Annotated in this window: 10 protein-coding genes; all 10 read right to left on the bottom strand. The window is 41.7% G+C overall.

The features are described 5' to 3' along the window. Positions 1-16: 16 nt before the first annotated feature. The 10 genes from IEX80_RS02835 to IEX80_RS02790 all read right to left on the bottom strand — a co-directional run bounded on the left by IEX80_RS02835 (position 17) and on the right by IEX80_RS02790 (position 24,075). Positions 17-2,377 (bottom strand): ABC transporter permease, encoded by a 2,361-nt coding sequence (locus IEX80_RS02835; RefSeq protein WP_188831864.1) that lies wholly within the window; start codon positions 2,375-2,377, stop codon positions 17-19. A gap of 74 nt (positions 2,378-2,451) precedes the next feature. Further along, positions 2,452-4,869 (bottom strand): ABC transporter permease, encoded by a 2,418-nt coding sequence (locus IEX80_RS02830; protein ID WP_188831863.1) that lies wholly within the window; start codon positions 4,867-4,869, stop codon positions 2,452-2,454. 320 nt (positions 4,870-5,189) lie between these two features. After that, the gene (locus IEX80_RS02825; RefSeq protein ID WP_090525361.1) at positions 5,190-7,604 is read right to left on the bottom strand and encodes an ABC transporter permease; all 2,415 of its coding nucleotides are present in this window, start codon (positions 7,602-7,604) and stop codon (positions 5,190-5,192) included. Positions 7,605-7,762: 158 nt separating this feature from the next. Beyond that, on the bottom strand, positions 7,763-10,159 hold the full coding sequence (locus IEX80_RS02820; RefSeq protein ID WP_090525359.1) for an ABC transporter permease: 2,397 nt from the start codon (positions 10,157-10,159) through the stop codon (positions 7,763-7,765). A 108-nt stretch (positions 10,160-10,267) separates the two neighbouring features. Next, on the bottom strand, positions 10,268-12,736 hold the full coding sequence (locus IEX80_RS02815; RefSeq protein ID WP_090525357.1) for an ABC transporter permease: 2,469 nt from the start codon (positions 12,734-12,736) through the stop codon (positions 10,268-10,270). A 93-nt stretch (positions 12,737-12,829) separates the two neighbouring features. Further along, positions 12,830-15,247 (bottom strand): ABC transporter permease, encoded by a 2,418-nt coding sequence (locus tag IEX80_RS02810; RefSeq protein WP_090525355.1) that lies wholly within the window; start codon positions 15,245-15,247, stop codon positions 12,830-12,832. A gap of 76 nt (positions 15,248-15,323) precedes the next feature. Then, positions 15,324-17,744 carry an ABC transporter permease gene (locus tag IEX80_RS02805; protein WP_090525353.1) on the bottom strand — a complete coding sequence of 807 codons (2,421 nt, stop codon included), beginning with the start codon at positions 17,742-17,744 and terminating at the stop codon, positions 15,324-15,326. A 201-nt stretch (positions 17,745-17,945) separates the two neighbouring features. Beyond that, positions 17,946-18,980: a DUF4097 family beta strand repeat-containing protein gene (locus IEX80_RS02800; protein ID WP_188831862.1), complete on the bottom strand. Its 1,035-nt coding sequence runs from the start codon at positions 18,978-18,980 to the stop codon at positions 17,946-17,948. 190 nt (positions 18,981-19,170) lie between these two features. Beyond that, on the bottom strand, positions 19,171-21,546 hold the full coding sequence (locus tag IEX80_RS02795; protein ID WP_188831861.1) for an ABC transporter permease: 2,376 nt from the start codon (positions 21,544-21,546) through the stop codon (positions 19,171-19,173). A gap of 105 nt (positions 21,547-21,651) precedes the next feature. Next, complete coding sequence (locus IEX80_RS02790; protein WP_090525347.1) at positions 21,652-24,075, bottom strand: ABC transporter permease; 2,424 nt, start codon at positions 24,073-24,075, stop codon at positions 21,652-21,654. Positions 24,076-24,150: the final 75 nt, after the last annotated feature.

The following is a 24,150-nucleotide window of genomic DNA, read 5'->3' as shown; positions in this document are numbered from 1 at the left end:
AGAGGGTTGGGCGAGGCTATTCAGACCTCAAACTTTTCACCGGGTTGCTCAATGCCGCCTTAACAGCCTGAAAACTCACAGTTACCAGCGCTATAACAATAGCGGCAATGCCGGCGACAGCAAATACCCACCATTGTACAGTTACCCGGTACTGATAACTTTGCAGCCAGTTATTGATTGCATACCAGGCAACCGGAAAGGCAATCAGGCATGAAACTGCAACCAGCTTTAAAAAATCACGGGATAGCAACCCGGTTAAACCAGCTACCGAAGCACCAAGCACCTTGCGAATGCCTATTTCTTTGATCCTTCTTTCGGCAGTATAAGCTGCTAAGCCAAACAAACCAAGGCATGAAATAACGATAGCCAGCGATGCAAATATGCCCGACAGCCTACCGGTAAGGGCCTCCGTTTTAAAAAGCTCATCAAAATCAGCATCAACAAACTTGTATTCGAATGGATAACCGGGGTTGGCGCGTTTATAAACTTCGCCTGCTTTTGCCAGCGCCTCGGTTAAATTAACGCCCTCTTTAAAGCGGATAGTTAAAATGTTATTGTTTTGTGGACGGCTAAACAGCATCAGCGGTGCGCCAGAAACATACATATCATTATAAAGGAAATCTTTAATGATTCCAGCAATTTGGTATGGTTTACTGCCACCATCCCTGATAATGCCACCTACGTGACCAGCCTTTCCCATTTGTTTGGCAAAGGCTTCATTAATAATCACATTGCTGCTATCGAGCTTTGCATTGGCATAAAAATCCCTGCCGGCAAGCAGTTTCATATTCATAGTTGATACAAACTGAGGGCTTACGCTTTCGATAGTGATCAGTGGATTTTTTGAGGCATCTTTTCCGTCCCATGAAAAATTATCCGTGTTACTCCAAATTTGCAAAATTGGATATTCACTCAATGAAGCATCGGCTACAACCCCGGTTTGTTTTAATTCATTGTTTACCGCAGCAAAATGATCTGTCAGTTTGCCTTTGGTATCGATATAAACAAGGTTATCTTTTTGATAACCCAGCTCACGATTTTTAACGTGTTGAATTTGCTGATAGATAATTACCGTACCAATGATGAGTATGATAGAAACAGAAAACTGGATCACCACCAAACTTTGCCTGATAAAGCCCGCGCCAGCTGCAGATGGTAATTTGATATTTTTTAATACGGCAATGGGGTTAAATGACGACAGGTAAAACGCAGGATAGCTGCCAGCCAGCAAACCGGTAACCAAACCTATCGACAGTAAATAAAACAAATGGAGTGGTTGCAAAAGGTCGATAGTAAGCTCTTTTTGAACCATATTATTGAACGATGGCAGAACTGCGTAAACTAAAAACACAGCTACAATTACCGCTATAAACGCCATAATCACCGCCTCGCCTATAAACTGGGCTACAAGCTTACCTTTACCGGCTCCCATCACTTTGCGTACCCCAACCTCCTTAGCTCTTTTCTCAGATCTTGCGGTTGACAAGTTCATGAAATTTATGCAAGCTATAATAAGTATAATAAAGGCAATTACCGAAAACAGACGAACATACTCAATGCGACCGCCATTCATTTTACCATCAATAAATTTATCACGAAGGTTCCAGTCGTTCATTCCGAACAGGAACGAAACGGTTTTGTTACCATTTTTCTTAGTACCGATGTAGTTAGCCAGTTTTTTGTTAACGGCATTAACGTCTGCTGATGGTTCCAGCTCCACATAGGTACGAGCCCAGTTTGCTCCCCAGTCCTGCATCCAGGGCTGCATGTGATCGATATTTTTCAATGGTGCAAACCATTGCATTTGGAATGTTGAATTTTTGGGAAAATCTGCAAACACCCCGGTAACTGCAAAATCCTGCTCATTGTTCATCTTCAGGACCTTACCTACCGGGTTAACATCACCAAAAAACTTTTTAGCCATAGTAGAGCTGATTACTACCGAATGCAGTTCATGAAAAACATTGGCCTCATCACCTTGTAAAAACGGCAGTTTCAGCATCTGAAAAATCTCAGCATCAGTATAGGAGCCATCTTCGTTGATCACTTTGTCGCCCAATGCAAATACTATATTATCAGAGCCGGCCATACGTGCCGCATTTTTTACACCGGGAATATCTGCTTTTAGTGCAGCGGCCATTGGCCCCGGCGTAGCGCGAAATGTGGAGGTTTTACCATCATAGGTTTGATTTTCACGAACTGTGTACAGATTATCGCGCTTTACAAAATTTTGATTAAACGTAAGCTCATCCTGCACCCACAAAAATATCATGGATGCACAAGCAACGCCAATAGCCAAACCGGCAATGTTCAAGAAACTGTAGGCCCGGTTTTTCATCAGGCCGCGCACGGTTGTTTTAATGTAATTTCCTATCATGGTAGTTGTTCATTGGTTCACTGGTTCATTAGTACTTGCATAGTCCGTTAACTGCAAACTGCCATTGCCAACTGCTACTCACTTCTCAGGCTTTTAACCGGGTTAACAAGTGCCGCTTTAACAGCCTTATACCCTACTGTCACCCAGGCTATTATCAGCGATGATATTATTGCCAGTAAAAAGATCCAGATGCTCATCGAAATACGGTATACAAAGTTTTGCAGCCATCCGTTCATAATATACCATGCGGCGGGCATGGCTATCAGGAACGAGATACCGATAAGTATCATAAACTCTTTTGAAAACAGGAATACGATGCTGCTTACCGATGCACCTAATACCTTCCGAATGCCAACCTCTTTTGTGCGCTGAACAGCCATGAATGATACGAGTCCGTACAAACCAAGGCATGATATAAAAATGGCTATCCCGGCAAATACTTTGTACACCAGGGCCATCTTGTTCTCCTGCTCGTAAAATTTAGCAATATTATCATCCAGGAAATAACCGTTATAAGCATATTCGGGATAAGTATTCTCCCACAGTTTTTGCAACTGAGATACAGTTTTGCTCAAATCAGCAGTTTGGATCTTGATACCTATTTGCCCCTCGAATTTCTTAGCAGGTGATATTACTATTGGTTTTATAGCCTCACGAAGTGAGTTGGTTTTAAAATCCTTAACTACCCCCACTATCGGCAGCCATTTGCCGCCGCCCAAACGTAGTGTTTTGCCAATGGCATCATTAGCATTCTGGATACCTAATTTATGGATAAATGTTTCGTTAACCACGTACTGCCTTGCGGTATCGCTTACGTCATATCCTTTGCCCGCTGCAAACTTTAACCCATAAGTTTTGAAGTAATCAACATCTCCAAATTTAAGGTAGGTATTAAAGCCAACGTCCTTGGTTGAGTTATTGAAATCGAAATTTGTACCCCAGTTATTTTCTGATGATGGTACATCCGAAGAAAAACTGATTGCTTTAACATTAGGGTCCTGCAACACCTGTTGTTTGAATGATTCCATTTTACGGAGACTTAAACTATCGGTATAGCCGGGAATAATGAGCAATGCATTTTTGTTGAAGCCGAGATCGGCTTTATTTACAAAGTCCATCTGGTTTACCGCTACGATGGTACCAATAATGAGCAATTGTGATATGGCAAACTGTGCAATCACCAATCCCCGGCGAAGCGGAATACCGCCGATAGAAGCTGCTGTTATTTTATTTTTAAGTGCAAGCACAGGTTTAAAACCTGATACTACCAATGCGGGATAAATACCTGATAATAAAACGATAGTAACTGTACTGGCCACTAAAAACAACAAACTGCCAGTAGTGAATAAACTAATGCTATCGGGCACATTGGCTATGTTTTTCAATTGCGGCATGGCCAGCCTCGCTACTGCCAAAGCAATCAGGGCCGAAGCAATAACGATGATTGTTGTTTCGCCAATTACCTGAAAAATCAATTGTGGACGGGTACTGCCCAACACCTTGCGGATACCAACTTCTTTTGACCGTCCGACAGATTGTGCTGTTGAAAGGTTGATGAAATTGATAGAAGCCATAATGATGATGAGCAAAGCTATGAATGACAGGGTACGCAAGGTAGCCCTGCTGGTGCTATGATCACCAAGCGGGTTACCTATCCGGGTATCAAAATGCATATCAGCAAGCGGCTGTGGTAACAGCGTAGTTTGTGCCGATCCTTTTTTAAAATGCTTGGTCGAAAATGCTTTTAACTGTGCGTCGATACTGCTTTTTGACATGCTTGCCGGGAACAACATAAACACCTCATGGCTGCTGCTGGTTGATCCCCATTCGGCGCTGTAGTTGTAATCTTTCGGATGCTGTTTCCAGGTATCAAACGATACCATTACCTTAAATGGAAAATCGCTGTTAACCGGGGCATCTTCTACAATGCCGGATACTTTCAGCGTCAAAACATTATCCATTTTAAGAATTTTGCCCACAGCATTTGTCCAGTCGCCAAAATACTTAATGGCCGAACTTTTATCCAACACAACCATATCCGGACTGGCCAATACAGCGGGACTTCCAGCCAGCCATTTGTAGCTAAAAATATCGAAGAATTGAGGCTGAATAAATAGCACGCCAATATTTTCAGTAAATTTCTTATCGCTGCCATTACTTCCTGCAGTTTGCGGCACTGTGATCTGACTGCCATAACTGCTGTTCAAAGCTGCCACTTTAGCCTGAGGTATATCCAAACGAAGGGCATCTGTAGCAGGAACAGCAACTCCTGGATTGGTGGTAGTTTCCGACTCGTGCTTTTCCTGGGTAACTATACGATAAATGCTTTTATAATTAGGATTGAAAGTGTCAAAACTAAGTTCAAACTGAATAATCACAAAAATGAGCAGGCAGGCAGCCAGGCCAACTGTTAAACCCGCAACATTTATAGCAGAATAGCCTTTATGACGCACGATATTGCGCCAGGCTATTTTGAAGTAATTTTTAAGCATATCGTACAGTAATTTTCGAAATTGATGTAAAAGCTATACCAAAACCAAAATCAACTGAATATCAATTATTTAAATCAAATAAAAAACATCAACTGTTCGTAAGTGTAACACCTTGTGTACGGTATTGATACAGTGGTTTTGGAGATTAGTGGTTTGAGGTTAGAGATTAGTTATAACTCGAATTTCGGAAGTTCGATTTCGGATTTAGAAGTTTGTTTCCTGCGCCCGGCAGGCGCAAGTGTTGTGTGTGAACAATTGTAAGGCTCACTTGTGCCTTCAACACATTATTAGTTTATTCATATATCATCATAAACTAATCTCTAATCTCTACTCCTCAAACTTTCAACCGGGTTTGCCATCGCTGCCTTAATGGATTGAAAACTTACTGTGATAAATGCTATCAGCAGCGCTACAAAAGCAGCCAGCACAAATACCCACCATTGAATATCTATGCGGTAAGCAAAATTTTGAAGGTATTTGCTCATCATAAGCCAGGCAATAGGCGATGCCACAATAACAGCAATCAGTACCAATTTCAGAAAATCAACAGAAAGCAAACCTGTTATATTGGTTACCGATGCACCAAGCACTTTACGGATGCCAATCTCTTTGGTACGCTGAAGCGTTAACAGCGATATCAGGCCAAGCAAACCGAGGCAGCTGATAAAAATGGCGATTATCGCGCTTGAGGTGATCAGCTTATTTAACAAATCTTCCTTTTGATAAAAGTCGGCTATTTGCTGGTCGAGAAAGCGGTATTCAAATACATTATCCGGATAAATCTCTTGCCACTCTTTCTTAATACGGTCGATAACAGCTGAAGGGTTATTCGAACCGATTTTTACGCCTGCATATTGATATCCTTTTCTGAAGGTGGAAATATATTCAGGTGCTATAGCTGTATATAATGATTTGGCATGAAAGTCTTTAACCACACCTACTATAATTCCCGGATTGTTGGATAAATCCCCGGCGGTAAAAAACCTGCCGATAGCTTGTTTCGGGTCTTTTAAACCTAATTTATGTATCAACACTTCGTTAACCAGGTATTCACGGGCGGTATCGGCTTCAACAATATTGCGGCCCGCAATTAACTGCATTCCAAAAGTTTTAACATAGTCGGCATCACCTATCTGAGTATACCCAACAAATTTTTCCCAGTCGCGGGTATCAAATTTAATTGATCCGCCTTTATCAGCTGTAGAAGATGGCGCGCGATAACAAAATGAAATACTTTTTATCGCTGGATCGGCCAGCAACTGGTTACGCAAATAATTGGTTTTACTTTTATCATTATCTGGCACCGGAATCATTACAACGGCATTTTTATTAAAACCGAGGTCAGCAGTTTTAAGATATTTAACCTGCATGGTTATCAATATCGTGCTAATGATAAGCACCTGGGCTATTATGTTTTGAACCACAATTAAACCTTTACGGGTAAAACCAGCAGCGTGCGTTTTACCGCCAAGCTGGTTTTTCAAAGCGTTTACAGGCTTTAACCTGCTTAATATCAGTGCGGGATATGAACCGGCAGCTATTATGATAATGACTAAAACAACTACAGTAAAACCAGCAAGGCGATAGTCATTAAAAAGCTTAAAGCTCAGTTGAGTTTGCAGCCAATTATTCAACACCGGGATGGCTGTAATCACCATTACAAATGATAACAATGCCGCAAAAACTACGATATATGATGTTTCGGAAATAAACTGAATGAATATTGCCCGCGGTGAGCTGCCTAAAACTTTGCGGGTACCTATCTCCTTGGCCCGCTTAAAGCTTTGGGCTGTAGCCATATTGATGAAGTTAACGCAAGCAATAATAATGAGCAGTAAACCAATTATACCAAGGGTTACCAATAAAGAGCGTTGGATAACACCCGCAAAGCGACCGTCGAAATGCACTTCGCTTAGCGGAAGCATCATAAAATGGTATGGTTTTGCGGCTTCCGCACCATGTAATTTCACATTCAACCGATTGATATCTTTTTCTACCGATTGCGGATTTGCCCCATCCTTAAGTTCTAAATAAATTGAGTTAGTTGAATTGATAAAGCCCCAGTCATTTTGAAGGCCATTGGCAACATCGGGATAGATATTTTTTAATGTGGCGAGAGAAAGAAACAGATCTGCTTTGATATCAGTATTAGCCGGGTGATCTTTAACAACACCTGTTACCCTGAAAGTATTCTTATTATCAACCCTGATAGTTTTTCCGATAACCTCCTGGCTGCCAAAATACTTTTCGGCAAGATAGTGACTTAAAACTACGGTATTAGGTTCGGTAAGAGCGGTATTCTGATTGCCTTGCTCCCACCCGTAATCAAATAAATTAAAAAAATGGCCATCGGTTATGCTGATATTTTCATGCTCGGCAAACATTTTTTTACCAGCCCCATCATTTTGAGGAATGCTGACATTGATATCATGCATTCGTAATAACACACCTACATCTTTCACCTGCGGATTGTTCGCTTTCACATCTGTTGCCAAAGCCAAAGGCGCTCCCTGGTCATATAACGGCATGCCATCATCAAAAGTAAGCTGGTGAACAACCCTATATACCTGTTTGGCATCATGGTGATAAGTATCAAAACTCAAATGATAGGTAATAAACTGAAAAAGTATAATACTGCAGCCTATGCTCAGCGCCAGGCCAAACATATTGATAAAGGTGTAAAACTTATGCTTCCAAAGGTTACGCCAGGCTATCTTAAAGTAGTTTTTTATCATATCAAATACTTTTATACGATGATACGCAAAACCCTTTAAATGAGTAGTTAAAATATGTTAAGGCGAAAGGTTAAAGGCGGAAGGTCTCTAACATCGGACGTTTTCATAAATTGACAACTACCTTTTAGCTTTCGCCTTTAACCTTTCGCCTCAAAAATCTATTCGCTCCTTAAGCTATTTACCGGGTTGGCCAGTGCAGCTTTAATAGATTGGATGCTTACGGTTATCAATGTTATTAAAAGTGCTATGCACGCGGCAACAGCAAAGATCCACCATGTGATATTTGTACGGTATGCGAAATCCTGCAGCCATTTGTTCATCATGTACCAAGCCACCGGGAAAGCAACGACGTTGGCTATGACAACTGTTTTTAAAAACTCGGCAGATAGCAATCCTATTATATTTTGGACACTGGCGCCAAGCACTTTACGAATACCTATTTCTTTTACCCGCTGTTCGGCGGCAAAGGCGGCCAGGCCGAGTAAACCCATGGCCGATATTGCAATGGCTATAATGGCGAAAGCGGCTATCAATGTTGACGAACGCTGTTCGGCATGGTAAAGTTTATTATAACCGTCATCAATAAAACTATAATCAAACGGCTGGTCGGGAACAAATTCATTCCATACATTTTGGGCTATCCTGATGGCTGCCGCCGTATTGCCGGGAGCAGTTTTGATATAAAAACTACGCGCCCAATCAGTATGATTATTTATAACCATAGGACCTATCTTTTCATGCAGGCTCCTGAAGTTAAAATCTTTCACCACACCTGCAACAACGCCCGAATCCCCGTTAAACTTAAACCGCTGCCCTATAACAGGCCTATGGATACCAAGCTGTTTTACTGCGGTTTCATTCAAAACTACATTATGCTGATCGGAGCCATTTTTATCAAACCAATGCCCGTCGGCCATTTTAAGGCTTAGTATATGTTGAAATTTTTCGTCGGCCGATATGGTGGAAACCGAAGGTTTATAATCCAGTGGCCGGCCTTCCCAATCCATTGATCCTGACACCTTGTTACTATTATTAAAAAAGGCATCGTTGGCCGATTGAGAGATCTCAGCTATCGCGCTTTGCTGGGTTAACTCGCTGGCGATACTTTTTAATTTCGACTCTCTTGTCTTATCGTCTAAGCCAAGCACCTGCCATGGTATAGTCATTACAAAAACGTGTTCGCGCTTATACCCCAAATCAGCATTTTTCATAAAATTAAGCTGACGGTAAATGATCATTGTACTAATGATAAGCATCACCGAGATACCAAATTGCAAAACAACCAGCGTTTTACGGATGCCGCCATCCTTAAAATTCAATAGTGCCCTACCTTTAAACACGCTTAATGGCTTAAATGACGACAATAACACAGCGGGATATAAGCCATTAAAAATAAAGCAAACTATCAGTGTACCCAACAATATCAACCATGTAATACCGGATGTTAGTGGTTGTACAAAATGCTTTTCGGTAACCTGATTAAACCAGGGCAGGCAAATCTGGATAAATAAAATGGCAAATAATAATGATAAGAAACTAACAACCAATGATTCGGACATAAACTGGGCGAAAAGCTGCCTCCTGCCGGCACCAACAATTTTACGTACGCTCACCTCTTTTGAACGCACGCTTGCCCTTGCCGTAGTTAAGTTTACATAATTAATGCATGCCGTTGATAAAAGTAAAAAAGCCAGTATCAGGAAGATGTTAACCAACTTTCGGTTGCCGTTTTCAAATGAAGTACTTAGCAAGCCACTTTCAAAATGGATATCCTTAAGGCTTATCACACTCATGGTTGTGTTTTCGCTGCCCTTGTTATTTTTCCTGATAATTTGGGTTAGCTTTTGGCCTACCTCTTTAATATTTACGCCCGGCTGCAGCTTTAAAAATGTGAGGCCGCTGTAATTACCCCAATTGCTCGCCTGTTCTTTTTCATGTGCATTGCTTAGTTTAGCCTCTACTGGCATCAATATATCGTACTGAAAGCTTGAATTTGCAGGATTATCCTTAACTACTGCCTGCACCTGGTAGTTCATGGAGTCAACTTTCAGCATTTTGCCGACAGCTTCGCCATTACCAAAATATTTCTTTGCTGTTGATTCTGTCAGGATTAAACTAAATGGATTTTTCGAAAAACTATCGGCGCTTCCGTCGATAAAATCGTAATGGAATACTTTGAACCAATTAGCATCTATATATGCATACTTTTTTTCCGATATCAGTTGGTTATTATGATGCACCGTCATCATATAACCCGGCCACAAAAACGTATAATTCTTTAAACCCGGTATTTCCTGCCTGGCAACCGGGCCTAACATATAAGGAGATGATTCCCAGTCCCACACTTCGTCTTTAGTCAGGCTTAGTTTGGTTTTTACCCTGTAGATATTATCAACATCAGGGTGGTAATTGTCAAAGCTAAACTCATTTTGTACCCACAACATTATAAATACCGATGCGGTAATGCCAATAGTAAGTCCGGCAATATTAATGAGACTGATAGTGCGGTGCTTACCTAAATTACGGAATGCTATTTTAAAATAATTTCTGAGCATATTAATTAGTCATTGAGTCATTATTGTATGGTCATTAAGTCATTTTGCTTTTCTAAATCATTTATCAAAATGTTTTAATGACTCGAAGCAACTGACTCAAATGACCAATTATTCAGAACGTAAACTTTTGGTTGGATTAGCCAACGCAGCTTTAACAGTTTGAAAACTTGAGGTGATCAACGCCGTCAATAACATTCCGCCGCCGCTTACTACAAATATCCACCAACTTATTGTTGTACGGTCGGCAAAGCTCTCCATCCATTTGTTCATTGCATACCAGGCCAGTGGGGTTACCAGTACAAAGGCCAGCACAATGAGCATTACCAGCTCAGTTGAAAGCAGGGTTACTATCTGCGTTACCGTAGCACCAAGTACTTTCCGTATGCCTATCTCCTTAGTACGCTGATTGGTATTGTAAATGGCCAAGCCTAACAAACCAAGGCAGCTGATAAATATGGATAAGCCCGTTGCCCATGTTAACAGCGTTGATGTATGTTGCTCGGAATCATAAAATTTGGCGATGCTTTCATCAAAGAAGCTATATTCAAAATCGTCTTCAGGATAAATCTCTTTCCACGTTTTTTCCATTGATGCAATAGCTTTTTTCCATTCGTTGCCTCCGGCAGTCTGCGGCTTAAGCGCTATATGAAAGGTACCATTATTGTAATAACTGTTGCTGATATGAATGCAGGTAGGTTTAATTGCCGAATGCAATGATTCAGAATAAAAGTCGGCCACTACACCTATGATCTGCATTCTTTTATCGCCATTAAATTTATCAATGTATTTACCTACAGCATCAGCCGGATTTTTAAACCCCATTAGTTTTGCGTAAGTATTATTAATTAAAAATGCCCTGGTACTATCGCCATATTGTATATTACGTCCGGCCAAAAGTTTAAGCTTGTATACATTAATATAATTAGGGTCGCCGTACTTTTCGTACAATTCAATCTTTATTTCCTTTTTGCCATCTATGTACGTAGCTTCCGTTGAATTGGTGCTGGTTGATGACGGAGCGGCCTTACCCGCGCTTACCAGCTCAACCTGAGGTATCGCCTTTAATTTGTTCATAAATACCTGGTTCTTACTAAGCGTTCTATTTTTCCAGGGTGAGTTAATGATCAGGATGGCATCCTTTTTAAAACCCAGGTCTTTTGTGAGCGCATAATGAATCTGTTTGCCTACCAGCACAGTAGCCATTATAAAAAACTGGGCAATAACAAATTGAGTTACTGTTAATGATTTACGTAGCCACGCATTACGTGTTTTACCCGTGTTTGACGATGCCTGATCTTTAAGCACTAAAACAGGTTTGTAGCCTGATAGCAAAGCTGCGGGGTAAAAGCCCGACAATAAGCTTACCACTATTATCAATAAAAACAGGAACACAAAAAGATGGGGCTGTTGCAGCAGGTCAAGTTTAATACCTGCGGATATAAAATCTTTAAACAGCTTTAATATAGCGGGTGCCAACGCCACCGAAATGATAACTGCCAAAAGGGTTATGATGAATGTTTCGCTCAGAAACTGCGTAATAAGCTGGGTACGGCTACTTCCCATTGTTTTACGTACGCCAATTTCCTTGGCTCTTTGGGTAGCCTGCGCGGTAGTTAAATTAACAAAATTGATACAGCCTAATAACAACAGGAAGGCAGCTATAACCAGTAAACCGTAAAGTGTTGTTTTATTAGCCGGATTACCGGAATCAAATGTTCCGTATATACTGTTAAAATGCAGATCGCTCAAAGGCTGTAAGGCAAAATCACGTGTGTTGCCCTTGTTTTCGGGTTTTGGAGGATCATTCTTTTTAAGAATAATATTTAGTTGCTTTTCAAAATTAGCTGCAGTGGCATTGGGCGCCAGCTTAACAAAAAGTATAGATGATGAAGTAGTACCTCCCCAACTGGTAAGGCTTAGTTCGTCAGACAGCGCTTTATTAGCTTTTGCCGTTGAATAAGAGATAAAATCGTGAAAAGTAAAATCGTTATTCCCCTTTAATGGTTCAACAATGCCACTAACGGCCACACTAATAGTATCATAAGTGATTACCCGGCCCATCATCTGGCTATATGACAGCTGAGGGAAATATTTTTTTGCCTGATCTGAAGTGAGCACCGTTTGATTGGGAGAATTCAAAGCAGTGTTGGCCGAGCCCGCAAGCCAGTTATATTTAAACATGCTGAAATACCTGCCATCAGCAAGGATCACATTATCCTGTAGTTTAAACTTAACAGGAACGCGCCCTTTTTCGGGAATAAACACATTAGGCTGATTCAACAAGAAAAATGGCACGGTAAGTTCCACGCCACTCACGCCATTTCTTACAGCTTCGGGCACCGGGCCTGATACGCCGCGGTTATGCGCTTCTTCGCCGGAAAAGGTATAGTTTGATACTACCCGGTAAATGCGGTCGCCGTTATCAAAGTTTTGATTAAAAGTAAAATCAAAATGAACTATCAGGTAAATAACCAGCGCCGAACTGATCCCTATAGATAAACCGATTACATTGATGAATGTAAAAAATTTATGCCGCCAAAAATTACGCAGCGCGATTTTGAAATAGTTTTTAAACATTGTCAAGTCATCATTAGGTCATTAAGTCATTTTTGCCTCGCGCTAATCAAAAAATGGCTTTATGACGCGAAGCAAAATGACATAATGACGAATTTATTCAGAACGTAAACTCTTCACCGGGTTAGCCATAGCTGCTTTTATTGATTGATAGCTTATGGTTGCAAAAGCGATGATCAGCGCTATTACGCCGGCCATCACAAAAACCCACCATTGTATGTTAATTCTGAAGGCAAAATCAAGTAGCCATTTACTCATTGCGTACCACGCTATTGGTAAAGCAATTACCGATGCTATGATCACCAGCTTCAAAAAGTCTTTTGATAGTTCGGTAACAATTTGCGGTATGCTTGCGCCAAGTACTTTGCGCACACCTATTTCTTTTACCCGTTGTGATATGGTGAAGGCCGAAAGCCCGAATAAGCCTAAACAGGCAATGAATATGGCCAGGCACGAGAATATGGTAAACAGGTTACCCTGCTCCTGCTCGCTGTTGTATAGCTTTTGAAAGCGTTCATCTAAAAAGCTGTACTCAAAAGGTGTTTCGGGTTGATATTTTTTCCAGGTTTGCCCAAGGGTTGCCAATGCCGAATTGATGCGATTACCATCGATCTTAACCGTTATTCTTCTATAACTATTGTTGACGAATGAGGGCATCTCCATTAAAAGCGGGATGATATTTTGATGTAATGACTCGAAATGAAAGTCATTAACCACCCCTATCACTTTTCCTTTAACGCCACCATAGCTCATATCCTTGCCTATAGCGTTTTCAGGCGATTTCCATCCTAATGCACTTACTGCCGATGCGTTGATCACAAAATTATTACTGTCGGTGGCGAACTCGCGACTAAAATTTCTGCCAGCTGCCATTTTTATACCGTAGGTTGGAATAAAGCCATAATCGGCATTGATGCATTTGATATCTGCTTTAACCGGCAGCGGTTTATCCCCGTCAAAAACAGAAACGCCCTGATCATCCAGTAGCCGCCCCGACGGAATCCGCGATGAACGGCCGATATCTTTTACGGCAGGATCCCGTAATACCTCTGCCCTGAAAGCTTCAAACTGGTTAGCAGGGATACCGCCCAATGTTACTAAATGATCTTTATTAAAGCCAAGTGATTTGGTTTGAATATACCTCAATTGCTGAAAAACTATCGTCGTAGCAACAATCAGGATGATGGAGATGGAGAACTGCACCACCACCAATACCTTACGGAACGAGATATTTCCAGATCCAACTTTAAGGATACCTTTTAAAACTTTTATCGGTTTAAATGACGACATAAAAATAGCCGGATAAATACCACTGATAAGTCCGATAATCAGCGGCAGCAATAACACCGATATTAAAATTATCGGTTGAAATAAACTATTGATAGAAAGACTAAGTTCTGAAAGCCGGTTAATAAGTGGCAGCAGCAACCACGTCAAAGTCAAGGCCAGTACAAGCGAAAAATAAGTGATCAACACAGATTCGCTTAAAAATTGGGTAATAATCTCTTTTTGTTGTGCGCCGATCACCTTGCGGATACCGATCTCTTTAGCCCTAAGCGTTGAGCGGGCAGTAGATAGGTTCATGTAATTGATACAGGCGATCAGCAAAATAAACAGGGCGATAGCCGAAAAAATGTAAACCCTTTTAATATCGCCATTTTGCTCTACTTCATCATCAAGATGTGAATGCAGGTGAATATCCAGGAATCTTTGAATATGCAGCTGGGTAAATTTTGACTGCCGGGGTTGCCCGGGAGAATTCATGTATTTATCTATAAAAGCCGGAAACTGTGAGCTGATTCGATCAATATTATAATGATCGGGCAATAGCAGGTAGGTAAAAAATGAGTTGTTCCCCCAATTGGTTGCCAGTTGATTGCGTCCGTAAACCTTGTCATCGTTCAGTGTATTGAATGACAGCAACATTTGAGGGTGCATCTGCGAGTTAGCCGGGAATGGCTTAAAAATACCTGTAACTTTAAAATTGGCTGTATTATCAAGCCTGATTTCTTTGTTTATAGGATCTTCATTACCAAAGTACTTGCGCGCCATATCCTCGGTCATCATCACTGTATACGGCTCACTAAGGGCAGTTTTGGGGTCGCCTGCTACTGTTTTAAGATCAAAGAAACTAAGGAAGTTTTCATCAGCAAAATAAGAGCCCTTTTCGGTTAATAATTTATCCTTATAACGCAAAACCACATCGCCGTTGGGGAATAAACGGGTAACCTTTTTTATATCCGGAAATTCGTTTTTCAGCAGCGGACCGAAGGGGGGCGCCACGGCCCCCAAATGCAGGTTGACTATACCATCAGCTGTATTAAAACTCCGGCTCACCCTGTAAATATTGGGCGCATTATGGTTAAATTTATCATAACTGAGCTCTTTAACTATGTAAGTTAAAATAAGCAGGCAACAGGTTAACCCTATGGTTAAGCCAAATATGTTGATGAACGAAATAAATTTATGCCGGGCAATATTGCGAAAGGCACTTCGTAAATAATTCTTTATCATGATTTAGTTCATTAGTTCACTTATTCATTAATTATTAGTCCCTGGGCAATGATCTGTAAACTGCCACTGCCAACTGCTACTCACTTCTGAGGCTTTTCACCGGGTTAGCCAAAGCCGCTTTAACCGATTGAAAGCTTATTGTGATACCCGCTACCAGCAGGGCAATGCCACCTGCTAACAGGAATACCCACCATTGGATACTGATCCGGTATGCAAAATCCTGCAGCCACTTGTTCATGGCAAGCCATGTTACCGGGAACGATATGATCGAAGCAATCACAATCAACCGCAAAAACTCCTTTGATAGCATCACCGTAATACTGCCTGTCGATGCACCCAATACTTTACGGATACCTATTTCTTTAACCCTTAGCCTGATCATAAACGCGGCTAAACCGAACAAGCCCAGGCTTGCTATAATGAGGGCGATGCATGAAAACACGGTGAATATTTTACCCGTTTGCTGTTCGGACGCATAAAGTGATGCGTATTGCTCATCAAGGAACGAGTAGCTAAAAGGCGCTTCCGGCCTGAAACTATCCCATTCGGCTTTGATGCCGGCAATAACCGATTTTACATCGGCAGTTTTAACCTTTAAAATTAGTGTCCCTGTACTATGCCCCGATAACAGCATCAATGGCGCTATTTTTTGCCTGGCCGAAGCATAGTGAAAATCTTTAACCACACCTACAACTTTGTATTGGGTACGGGCTGAACGCACTATAGTTTTACCTATCGGGTTGGTGTTACCCCATCCCAAACCTTTTACTAAAGCTTCGTTCACTACAACCGACATCGAATCGGCGGGAAAGGATTGATAAAAATTGCGCCCGTTGATAACCTGTAAACCTAAAGTAGGCACATAACTTTCATCCACATGGTAAATATTGGTATGGATCTCGGCATGACCACCCTTGTCATCAAATTCTTTAGCAGCAATTTGGGTACCATCAACACCGGCTAACATACCTGGCACACTGCTGGATATAGTAGCATTCAACACCTGCGGGTTGCGCAGAAGTTGATTTTTGAAAGCATCTGCATTATGGCCTAAGGTATAGGCATCATTAATTATCAATACCTGGTCTTTATCATAACCCAACTTTTTGTTCTGCATATAGTGTAATTGCTGGTACACTACAAAAGTTGATATAATAAGTGCTGTAGATACCGCAAACTGAAAAATGATTAATCCGCTGCGTAAAATCCCTTTTCCTTCTGCTTTGGTAGCGCTGTTGCCTTTTAACACAGCGATGATCTGGAACGAGGACAAGAAGAATGCCGGATAAATACCTGCGAGAATTCCAACGCCAAAAGCTGTAAACAGTTCGATAAGCAAAGCCATAGGGCTCAGGAAAAACCTAAGTTCGATATGTTTCCCTGCCAAGTTATTGAACAGCGGTAACAGCAGATATACAATACCTAATGCCAATAATAAAGCCCCTAAGGTTAGCATAACCGATTCGGTGAGGAACTGGGAAACCAGTCCGCTCTTTTCAGAACCAAGCACCTTACGGATGCCCACTTCTTTTGAGCGCTTGGCCGAACTTGCCGTTGAAAGATTAGTAAAATTAATGCAGGCCAATATCAATATAAAAGCGGCCAATGCACCAAATATATATACATAATGAATATCGCCATTGGGCTCCAATTCGTATTTGGTTGCCGAGTGCAGGTGGATATCGCTTAAAGGCTGCAGGAAAAACAGGAAAGTGTTCACCGATTTGCTTGCCTGTGCCAAACTCGTACCCATATCATGGGCAATTTCGGGCACAACAAATTTCCGCACCATTTCAGGGAAAGCAGCTTCCAGTTTTTTTGCGTCGGCATTTTTATTTAATACCACATAAGTAAAATAACCAATATTGCTCCAGCTTTGCTTTGCTTTTTCAACAAAAGGGGCCATATTTAAAAATGCATCGCCATGAAAGTGCGAATCATCGGGTATTTTGTCAATTACTCCTGTTACTTTATAAGGCTTCCCGTCTATTGTAACAGCTTTTCCTACAGCTTCCTGGTTGCCAAAATATTTGGTAGCCATGGCCCTCGTGATTACCATGCTGTTAGGCTCAGTAAAGCAGGTTTTATTATCACCATCAACCAATGGTATCGAAAACAGGCGAAAGAAATTGGCATCTATCATCTGCACATGCTCTTCCTTAAACTGCCTGTCGTTATATTTTATAAAAACCGGACCACGACGGGCAAGCCTTGTAGTTTCAAGCACTTCGGGAAACATATTTTTAATCCCCTGTCCTACCGCGATGTCAACCATCGGGTATTCGCTTACGCCATTATTTTCAATGGAACGTAAACCAACACGATACATTTGTTTGGCCTGTGCCGGATATTGATCATAATTTAATTCACTATATACATAAGCACAAATGAGCATACAGCATGCTAAGCCTACAGACAGGCCAAACACATTAATAAAAGAGAATATTTTGTTCCGCCTTAAGTTTCGCCAGGCGGTTTTGATGTAGTTTCTGAACATGAGTGTACGATTAACCTTAATACAGGTTTAAAAGCCATACCAATAAATCAAATCTCTAATTATCAATCAATTACGATTTATTTCATATAAAAACTGTACGAAGACGTAACACCATGTGTTCGGTTATGATACACCCCAGGCAACACAAAAGGCCTGTCACTATTTGAGCAACAGGCCTTTGTAATATTCCTTACACTTATATTAATTGACGGTAAGATTAACTCGCCCATTACCACGTACTTCAACGGGGGATCCGCCGCCGTTAAGTTTGCCTTCTACCCTTTCTTTATCCTTGTTACCAGAGAAGTTATCTGCAAGGTTACTTTCTATTTTGTTGGCGCGCAAATCGAGGTTAAGACCTTGTTTTGACGGTAACTGCAGATCGATATGACCCGAGCTTACATCAATTTTAACAGATTTACCAACGCTTACAAATTGCGCATGAAAGCTGCCGGCACTTGTTGAAGCATCGAGGCTGCACGACAAATCAGTAAGGTTAATGCTGCCACCTGATGTGCCGGTAATGAAATCGCCGTCAATTTTACTGCCGCTGATACTGCCGCCGCTGGTTGTAGCTTTGATATCTCCCTTTAAACCATCGAGATGCAACGAACCGCCAGATGTTTCAAGTCTGATATGCCCTATGCAATTACGGGCTTCGATACTGCCGCCTGAGGTTTGCAGATCGATATTTTCTTTTGAATCGCTTACATGAATGCTGCCGCCAGAAGTACGGCCTTTAATGATACCGGTAATTTTATCAAGATGTAAACTGCCGCCGCTGGTTTCAAATTGCTGCGCACCTGTTAGATTATCCAAATGGATACTGCCTCCGCTGGTATTCAGATTTGTTGCCACATTGCCGGGTACATACACACGGAACGAGATACTTAACGATTTTTTCCAGTCCCAGTTGCCATCGTGCTTGCTTTTAGCCTTGGCATGCAGCTCCCCGCCGTTAACATCAATGCTCAGGTCGTAATTTTCGTCGAGGCGCTTTTTGATCTCTTCTTTGGAAAGGTCATTATTACCATTATTACCTTGTATAAAAACCTCAACTCTCGGTTCTTCGCCCGATGCGCCGCTAACAGTAATACTGCCGCCCGATGTATTAACAAATACATTTTTCACAGCCTGTCCTGACAATGATTTGGTGAGGTATGGTGTTTTCTGATTATTTTGCGCAAAAGCGCTGCCTGCACAGGCAACAAATAACACGAGTAAATACTTTTTCATAATAATGATCTTTGGTTTATATATAATAAGACCAGGCGTTTAGCAAATACGTTGCATGGTGCTGAAAATAAATTCAGGCTACCTAATAATGACAGAACGTCATAAAAAAGCCCGTGGGGACACGGGCTCAGGGTATATCCTATTTCTTCAACTGCTACTGCAAACTGCCACTGCTATCTGCAAACTGATCTCATTCGCTTCTCAAACTCCGGATAGGATTTGCAAGTGCCGCCTTTAACGATTGAAAGCTAATGGTAACCACTGCTATAACAAATGTAAGCAAAGCCGCCAAAGCAAAGATCCACCAATGCAAAGGTGTTTTGTAAGCGAAACTTTGCAACCATTTATCCATGCTGTAATAACCCAGGGGGATAGCAATCACTGTAGCTAATAACACCGGTTTAAGTAGATCTTTTGATATCAGGATAAGGATATTTTGTACCGATGAACCCAATACTTTACGGACCCCGATCTCCTTGGTACGTTTCGCCGCGGTAAATGAGGCTAAACCGAACAAGCCCAAACAGGCTATAAAGATTGCCAAGCCTGAAAATATACTTAACATGGTTTGCTGCCTGATATCGTTGCGATAGGTAGTATCAAACTGCTGATCAAGAAAGCTGTATTCAAACGGATAAACGGGCGCAACTTCGGCATAAATGTTTTTGATAGCCGCCAAACCAGCCTGGATATTCCCGGATTTTAATTTGATTACGGCTACACGCCTGTCTTCGCTTGGCGATATCACCAGGGCATCCATGTTTTCTTTAAGTGAAAGGAAGTTAAAATCTTCAACTACACCAATGATAGTGCGGCGACTACTATCACGCACCGTATTTTTAATCCATTTACCGATAGCCTGCTGCGGCGTAAAGCCCAGTTCTTTAGACGCTGTACGGTTGATCAATACCGAGTTCGTAGTATCAGTAGCAAACTGTGATGAAAAATCCCTGCCGGCAATAATTTTCAGGCCAAATGTTTTTACATATTCAAAGTCGGCAAATTCCGACCTGGATTTGAACGTTTCATGCTGGCCTTCAACCTCAAAGCCCTGCATATCAAAAAAGCCGCCCGGTTCGCCCGACATCAGGGATACCGACTTCACATAGTCCGAATTTTGCAGCTGGTGTTTAAATGTTTGCCTGTGATCATAGATGTCATTATTATCAATCTGCACAATAACCGTTTGCTCTTTGTCATAACCTAATGATTTGTTTTTGACATACCGCATCTGGTTAACTATCACGATAGTGCCGATAATAAGTAATACCGAAATACTGAACTGGAACACCACCAGCGATTGCCTGAAGAATGCCCCGCCCTTACCTAATTTAAGCTTACCCTTTAAAGCCTCAATAGGCGAAAACGCCGACATGAATATAGCCGGGTAGCTTCCGGCAAGAAAACCCACAAATAAAATAACCCCAAAAAGAAACAAGTAAATCGGTGCACTGTTCCATGATACAGTGAGTTCATACCCCAGCAGGCTATTGTATGATGGCATCAGCAAGAGTAACAAACCAATAGAAAGTGCGCATGAAACCAGCGCCAGCAAAATAGATTCGCCTATGAATTGCCATACCAGATGGTTTCTTAACGCGCCTAAAACCTTACGCATCCCTACTTCTTTTGAGCGTTCAACAGCGCGGATAGTGGCAAGGTTCATAAAATTGATACAGGCAATGATCATGATGAGCACTGCTATCGAAATAAAGATGAATACTACAGTTTTATCGCCATGCTTTACATTATCAAACGAAGAGGCATTTTCAAAATAGATATCCTTGAATGGTCTGAGGCTCAGGTTAAATTTGGTACCGAAACGCTGCATATCCTTGCCCATGTACTTATCCATAAACTGCGGAAAGCGGCTTTCCAATGCAGCCGGGCTGCTATGCTCATTCAATAACAGGTAAACAAACAGGCTATTGTTAATCCATACATTAAAACCCTGATCGCGGGTGTAATTGGCTATTGGCATCACCAAATCAAAATCAAGATGCGAGTTGGAAGGTACATCTTTGGCAATACCGGTTACCTTTAACTGCAGGCGTTTATCCATCTGCACCACTTTGCCCATGGCATTATCAATATTGCCGAAATATTTTTTGGCGGTGGTTTCAGTTAGCACCACGCTGCCCGGATGGTTTAGTGCCGAAGTAGCATCCCCCCTCAGCAACGGGAAGGTAAAGAGGCTAAAAAAGTTGGAGTCAACCGCGTAAACCTTTTTCTCATTGAACGATTTTTCGCCAAAAGAAACCAGGTTATTTCGTGGAGAAACTCGCACTGCCATCTTTATATCCTGCGGATAATCATTCAGCATGGCAGGGCCGTAAGGCCCCGAGAGGTACGACGTGGGCGCTTTCGATTTATCAAAACCGCGCATTACCCTGTAAATATTTTTTCCCTGCTTATGAAAGTTATCCACGCTAAACTCATTCATAATATACAGGAATATCATGAGGCAAACGGTTATCCCCATGGTTAATCCCAAAATATGGATCAGCGAAAATGCCTTATTCCGATAAAGGTTCCGCCATGCTGTTTTTATGTAGTTACGTATCATATTTATATCATTGTGTCATTACTGCGTACTCATTAAGTCATTTGGCCACTTTTGTCATTTTCTTTTTATGACCTAATGAGGCGAACCTAAATGACCTAATGACAATTATTCATTTTTTAAACTCCTAACCGGGTTGGCCAGTGCCGCCTTGATAGATTGGAAGCTGATGGTTACGAAAGCGATCAACACGGCCAAAACCGCGGCCAATACTACCACCCACCATTGTATGTTTTGCCGGTAGGCAAAACCCTGCAACCATTGCTGCATGGCGACCCAGGCAACCGGAATGGCTATCACTATTGCTATCATTACCAGTTTGATAAAATCTTTTGACAGCATACCTACTATAGCGCCTACATTAGCGCCAAGCACTTTACGGATGCCTATCTCCTTAGTGCGCTGTTCGGCGGCATATGCAGCAAGGCCAAACAAACCTAAACAGGCTATCACAATTGTTAAACTTGTAAATATGATGAATATGGTACCCATCCGCTGTTCCGCACGGTATGATGAATCAAAATCGTCATCCATAAATGAATATTCAAACTCCTTACCCGGCTTTATGGATTTCCATTTGTCGCTGATCATTGCCATAAGTGCGGTGATATTAGCGGTATTTACTTTTACACTTAAGGCGCCGGTATCCTGTCCGTACATCAATATCACCGGGCTTACATTATTGCGCAGCGAAGCGAAATTAAAATCTTTAATAACACCTACTATATGATATTCTTTAAACGTTTTGGCCATATTGTCCATAGGCAAAAACATGGATTTGTTAAGCGGGTCACGTACGCCCATCAGTTTCGCCGCCGTTTCGTTAATGATCATAGCCGCCGAATCGGTAGGCATCTGGTTTGAGAAATTACGGCCTTTGGTTAGTTTTATGCCGAGGGTTGGCAGGTAGTTGTCGTCAACTACCCAGGTTTGTGCAAGCACTGCTTTTTTGGGGTCGAGCCCGCGTTCCTGGAAAACGCTGCTGCTGTTCCGGTAATCAGAAGTTGGCAAAAAGCCTGTCATAGTTACACCTATTACGCCGGGCAACTGCTTTACTTCATCTCTTAACACTTTGCTCTTGTCGCCAAGGTCATACACACCATGAATCACCAATACCTGGCTGCGATTATAACCAAGGTCTTTATTCTGAATATATTTAAGCTGATTATAGATCACCAGCGTACCAATGATGAGCACTATCGATATAAAAAACTGGAACACCACCAATGAACTCCTTAACATCCCGCCCTTAAAGCCTGAGGAAAGCTTTCCTTTTAAAACATCAATTGGCTGAAATGCCGAAAGGAAAAATGCGGGATATGAACCGGCCAGGAAGCCGATCACCAAAACTATTACCAGCAAAGCAGGAATCAGCCAAACCAGTGAGCCTATATTAAGCTCCATGTTTTTACCCGCTATATTATTGAATACCGGCAATAGGAAATAAGCCATCAGCATGGCTATCATTGTTGCGATAAACGTTACCATGATTGACTCGGACAGGAATTGAGCTATAAGCGACTGACGCCTTGAACCAAGAACCTTGCGTACACCTACCTCACGGGCCCGGTTTGCAGAACGGGCGGTTGAAAGGTTCATGAAGTTTACACAGGCTATCAGTAAGATAAAAATTGCCACCGCGCCAAAAATGTACACATACTGGATATTCCCGTTATGGTCAAGCTCCGACACGAGATTTGATTTAAGGTGGATATCCTTCAATGGTATAAGGCTCAATTGGTATTTGTTGCCTGAACCTTCAAACGAATCAAAAGTAAGATGTAAGATACTTTGCAATTGCGGACCCGCATATTTGTGCATCAATGCAGGAAACTTCGCTTCAAATTTTTTGGCATCCACACCTGGTTTTAGCAGCACATAGGTATTGAAATTATTGCTGAACCATGCCCCATCTTTGCTTTCGGCATTTGATGCCATCGACAGGAAAAAATCATAACGAAAATGCGATTGCTTTGGCAGGTCTTTAATTACGCCGGTAACCTTATAAAGCAGCTTTTCATCAAACGTAAATGTTTTACCCACTGCCTGTGTGTTGTTAAAATAACGTTTAGCCGTACTTTCAGTGATAACCACGGTATTAGGTTCAACAAGCGCTTTTTTTGGGTCACCGGCTATGATAGGCAGGGTAAATACATCAAACAATGTCGAATCTGCAAGTACCATTCTGTTTTCGTGAATGGTTTGGTTACCTTTTTTCACGTTATAACCGCCGCGTTGCAACAAACGGCAGGCACGTTCAACCTCGGGATAATCGTTTTGAAATACAGCCCCCAGCGGCGCCGGAGACGATGCATAGCTTTGATCGATACCGCCAAATTTAATCTGCATATTGGCGCGATAGATCCTGTCGGCCTTAACATTGAACTTGTCATAACTTAGCTCATCAACCACATAAAATATAATGAGTAAACATGTGGCCAGCCCAAGGGACAAACCAAATACATTAATTGCGGTGAAACCCACATTTTTTTTCAATGTGCGAAATGCAGTTTTAAGGTAATTTCTAAACATGGTTCATTGGTTCAATTGTTCGTTAGTTCATTGGTATCCTCCTGTTACATAACTGCTAACTGCCACTACAAACTG

Source organism: Mucilaginibacter rubeus, assembly GCF_014643835.1.
GTDB classification, from domain to species: domain Bacteria; phylum Bacteroidota; class Bacteroidia; order Sphingobacteriales; family Sphingobacteriaceae; genus Mucilaginibacter; species Mucilaginibacter rubeus.
The sequence above is the reverse complement of the archived record's forward strand: the minus strand, read 5'-3'. Positions and strand labels throughout refer to the sequence as shown.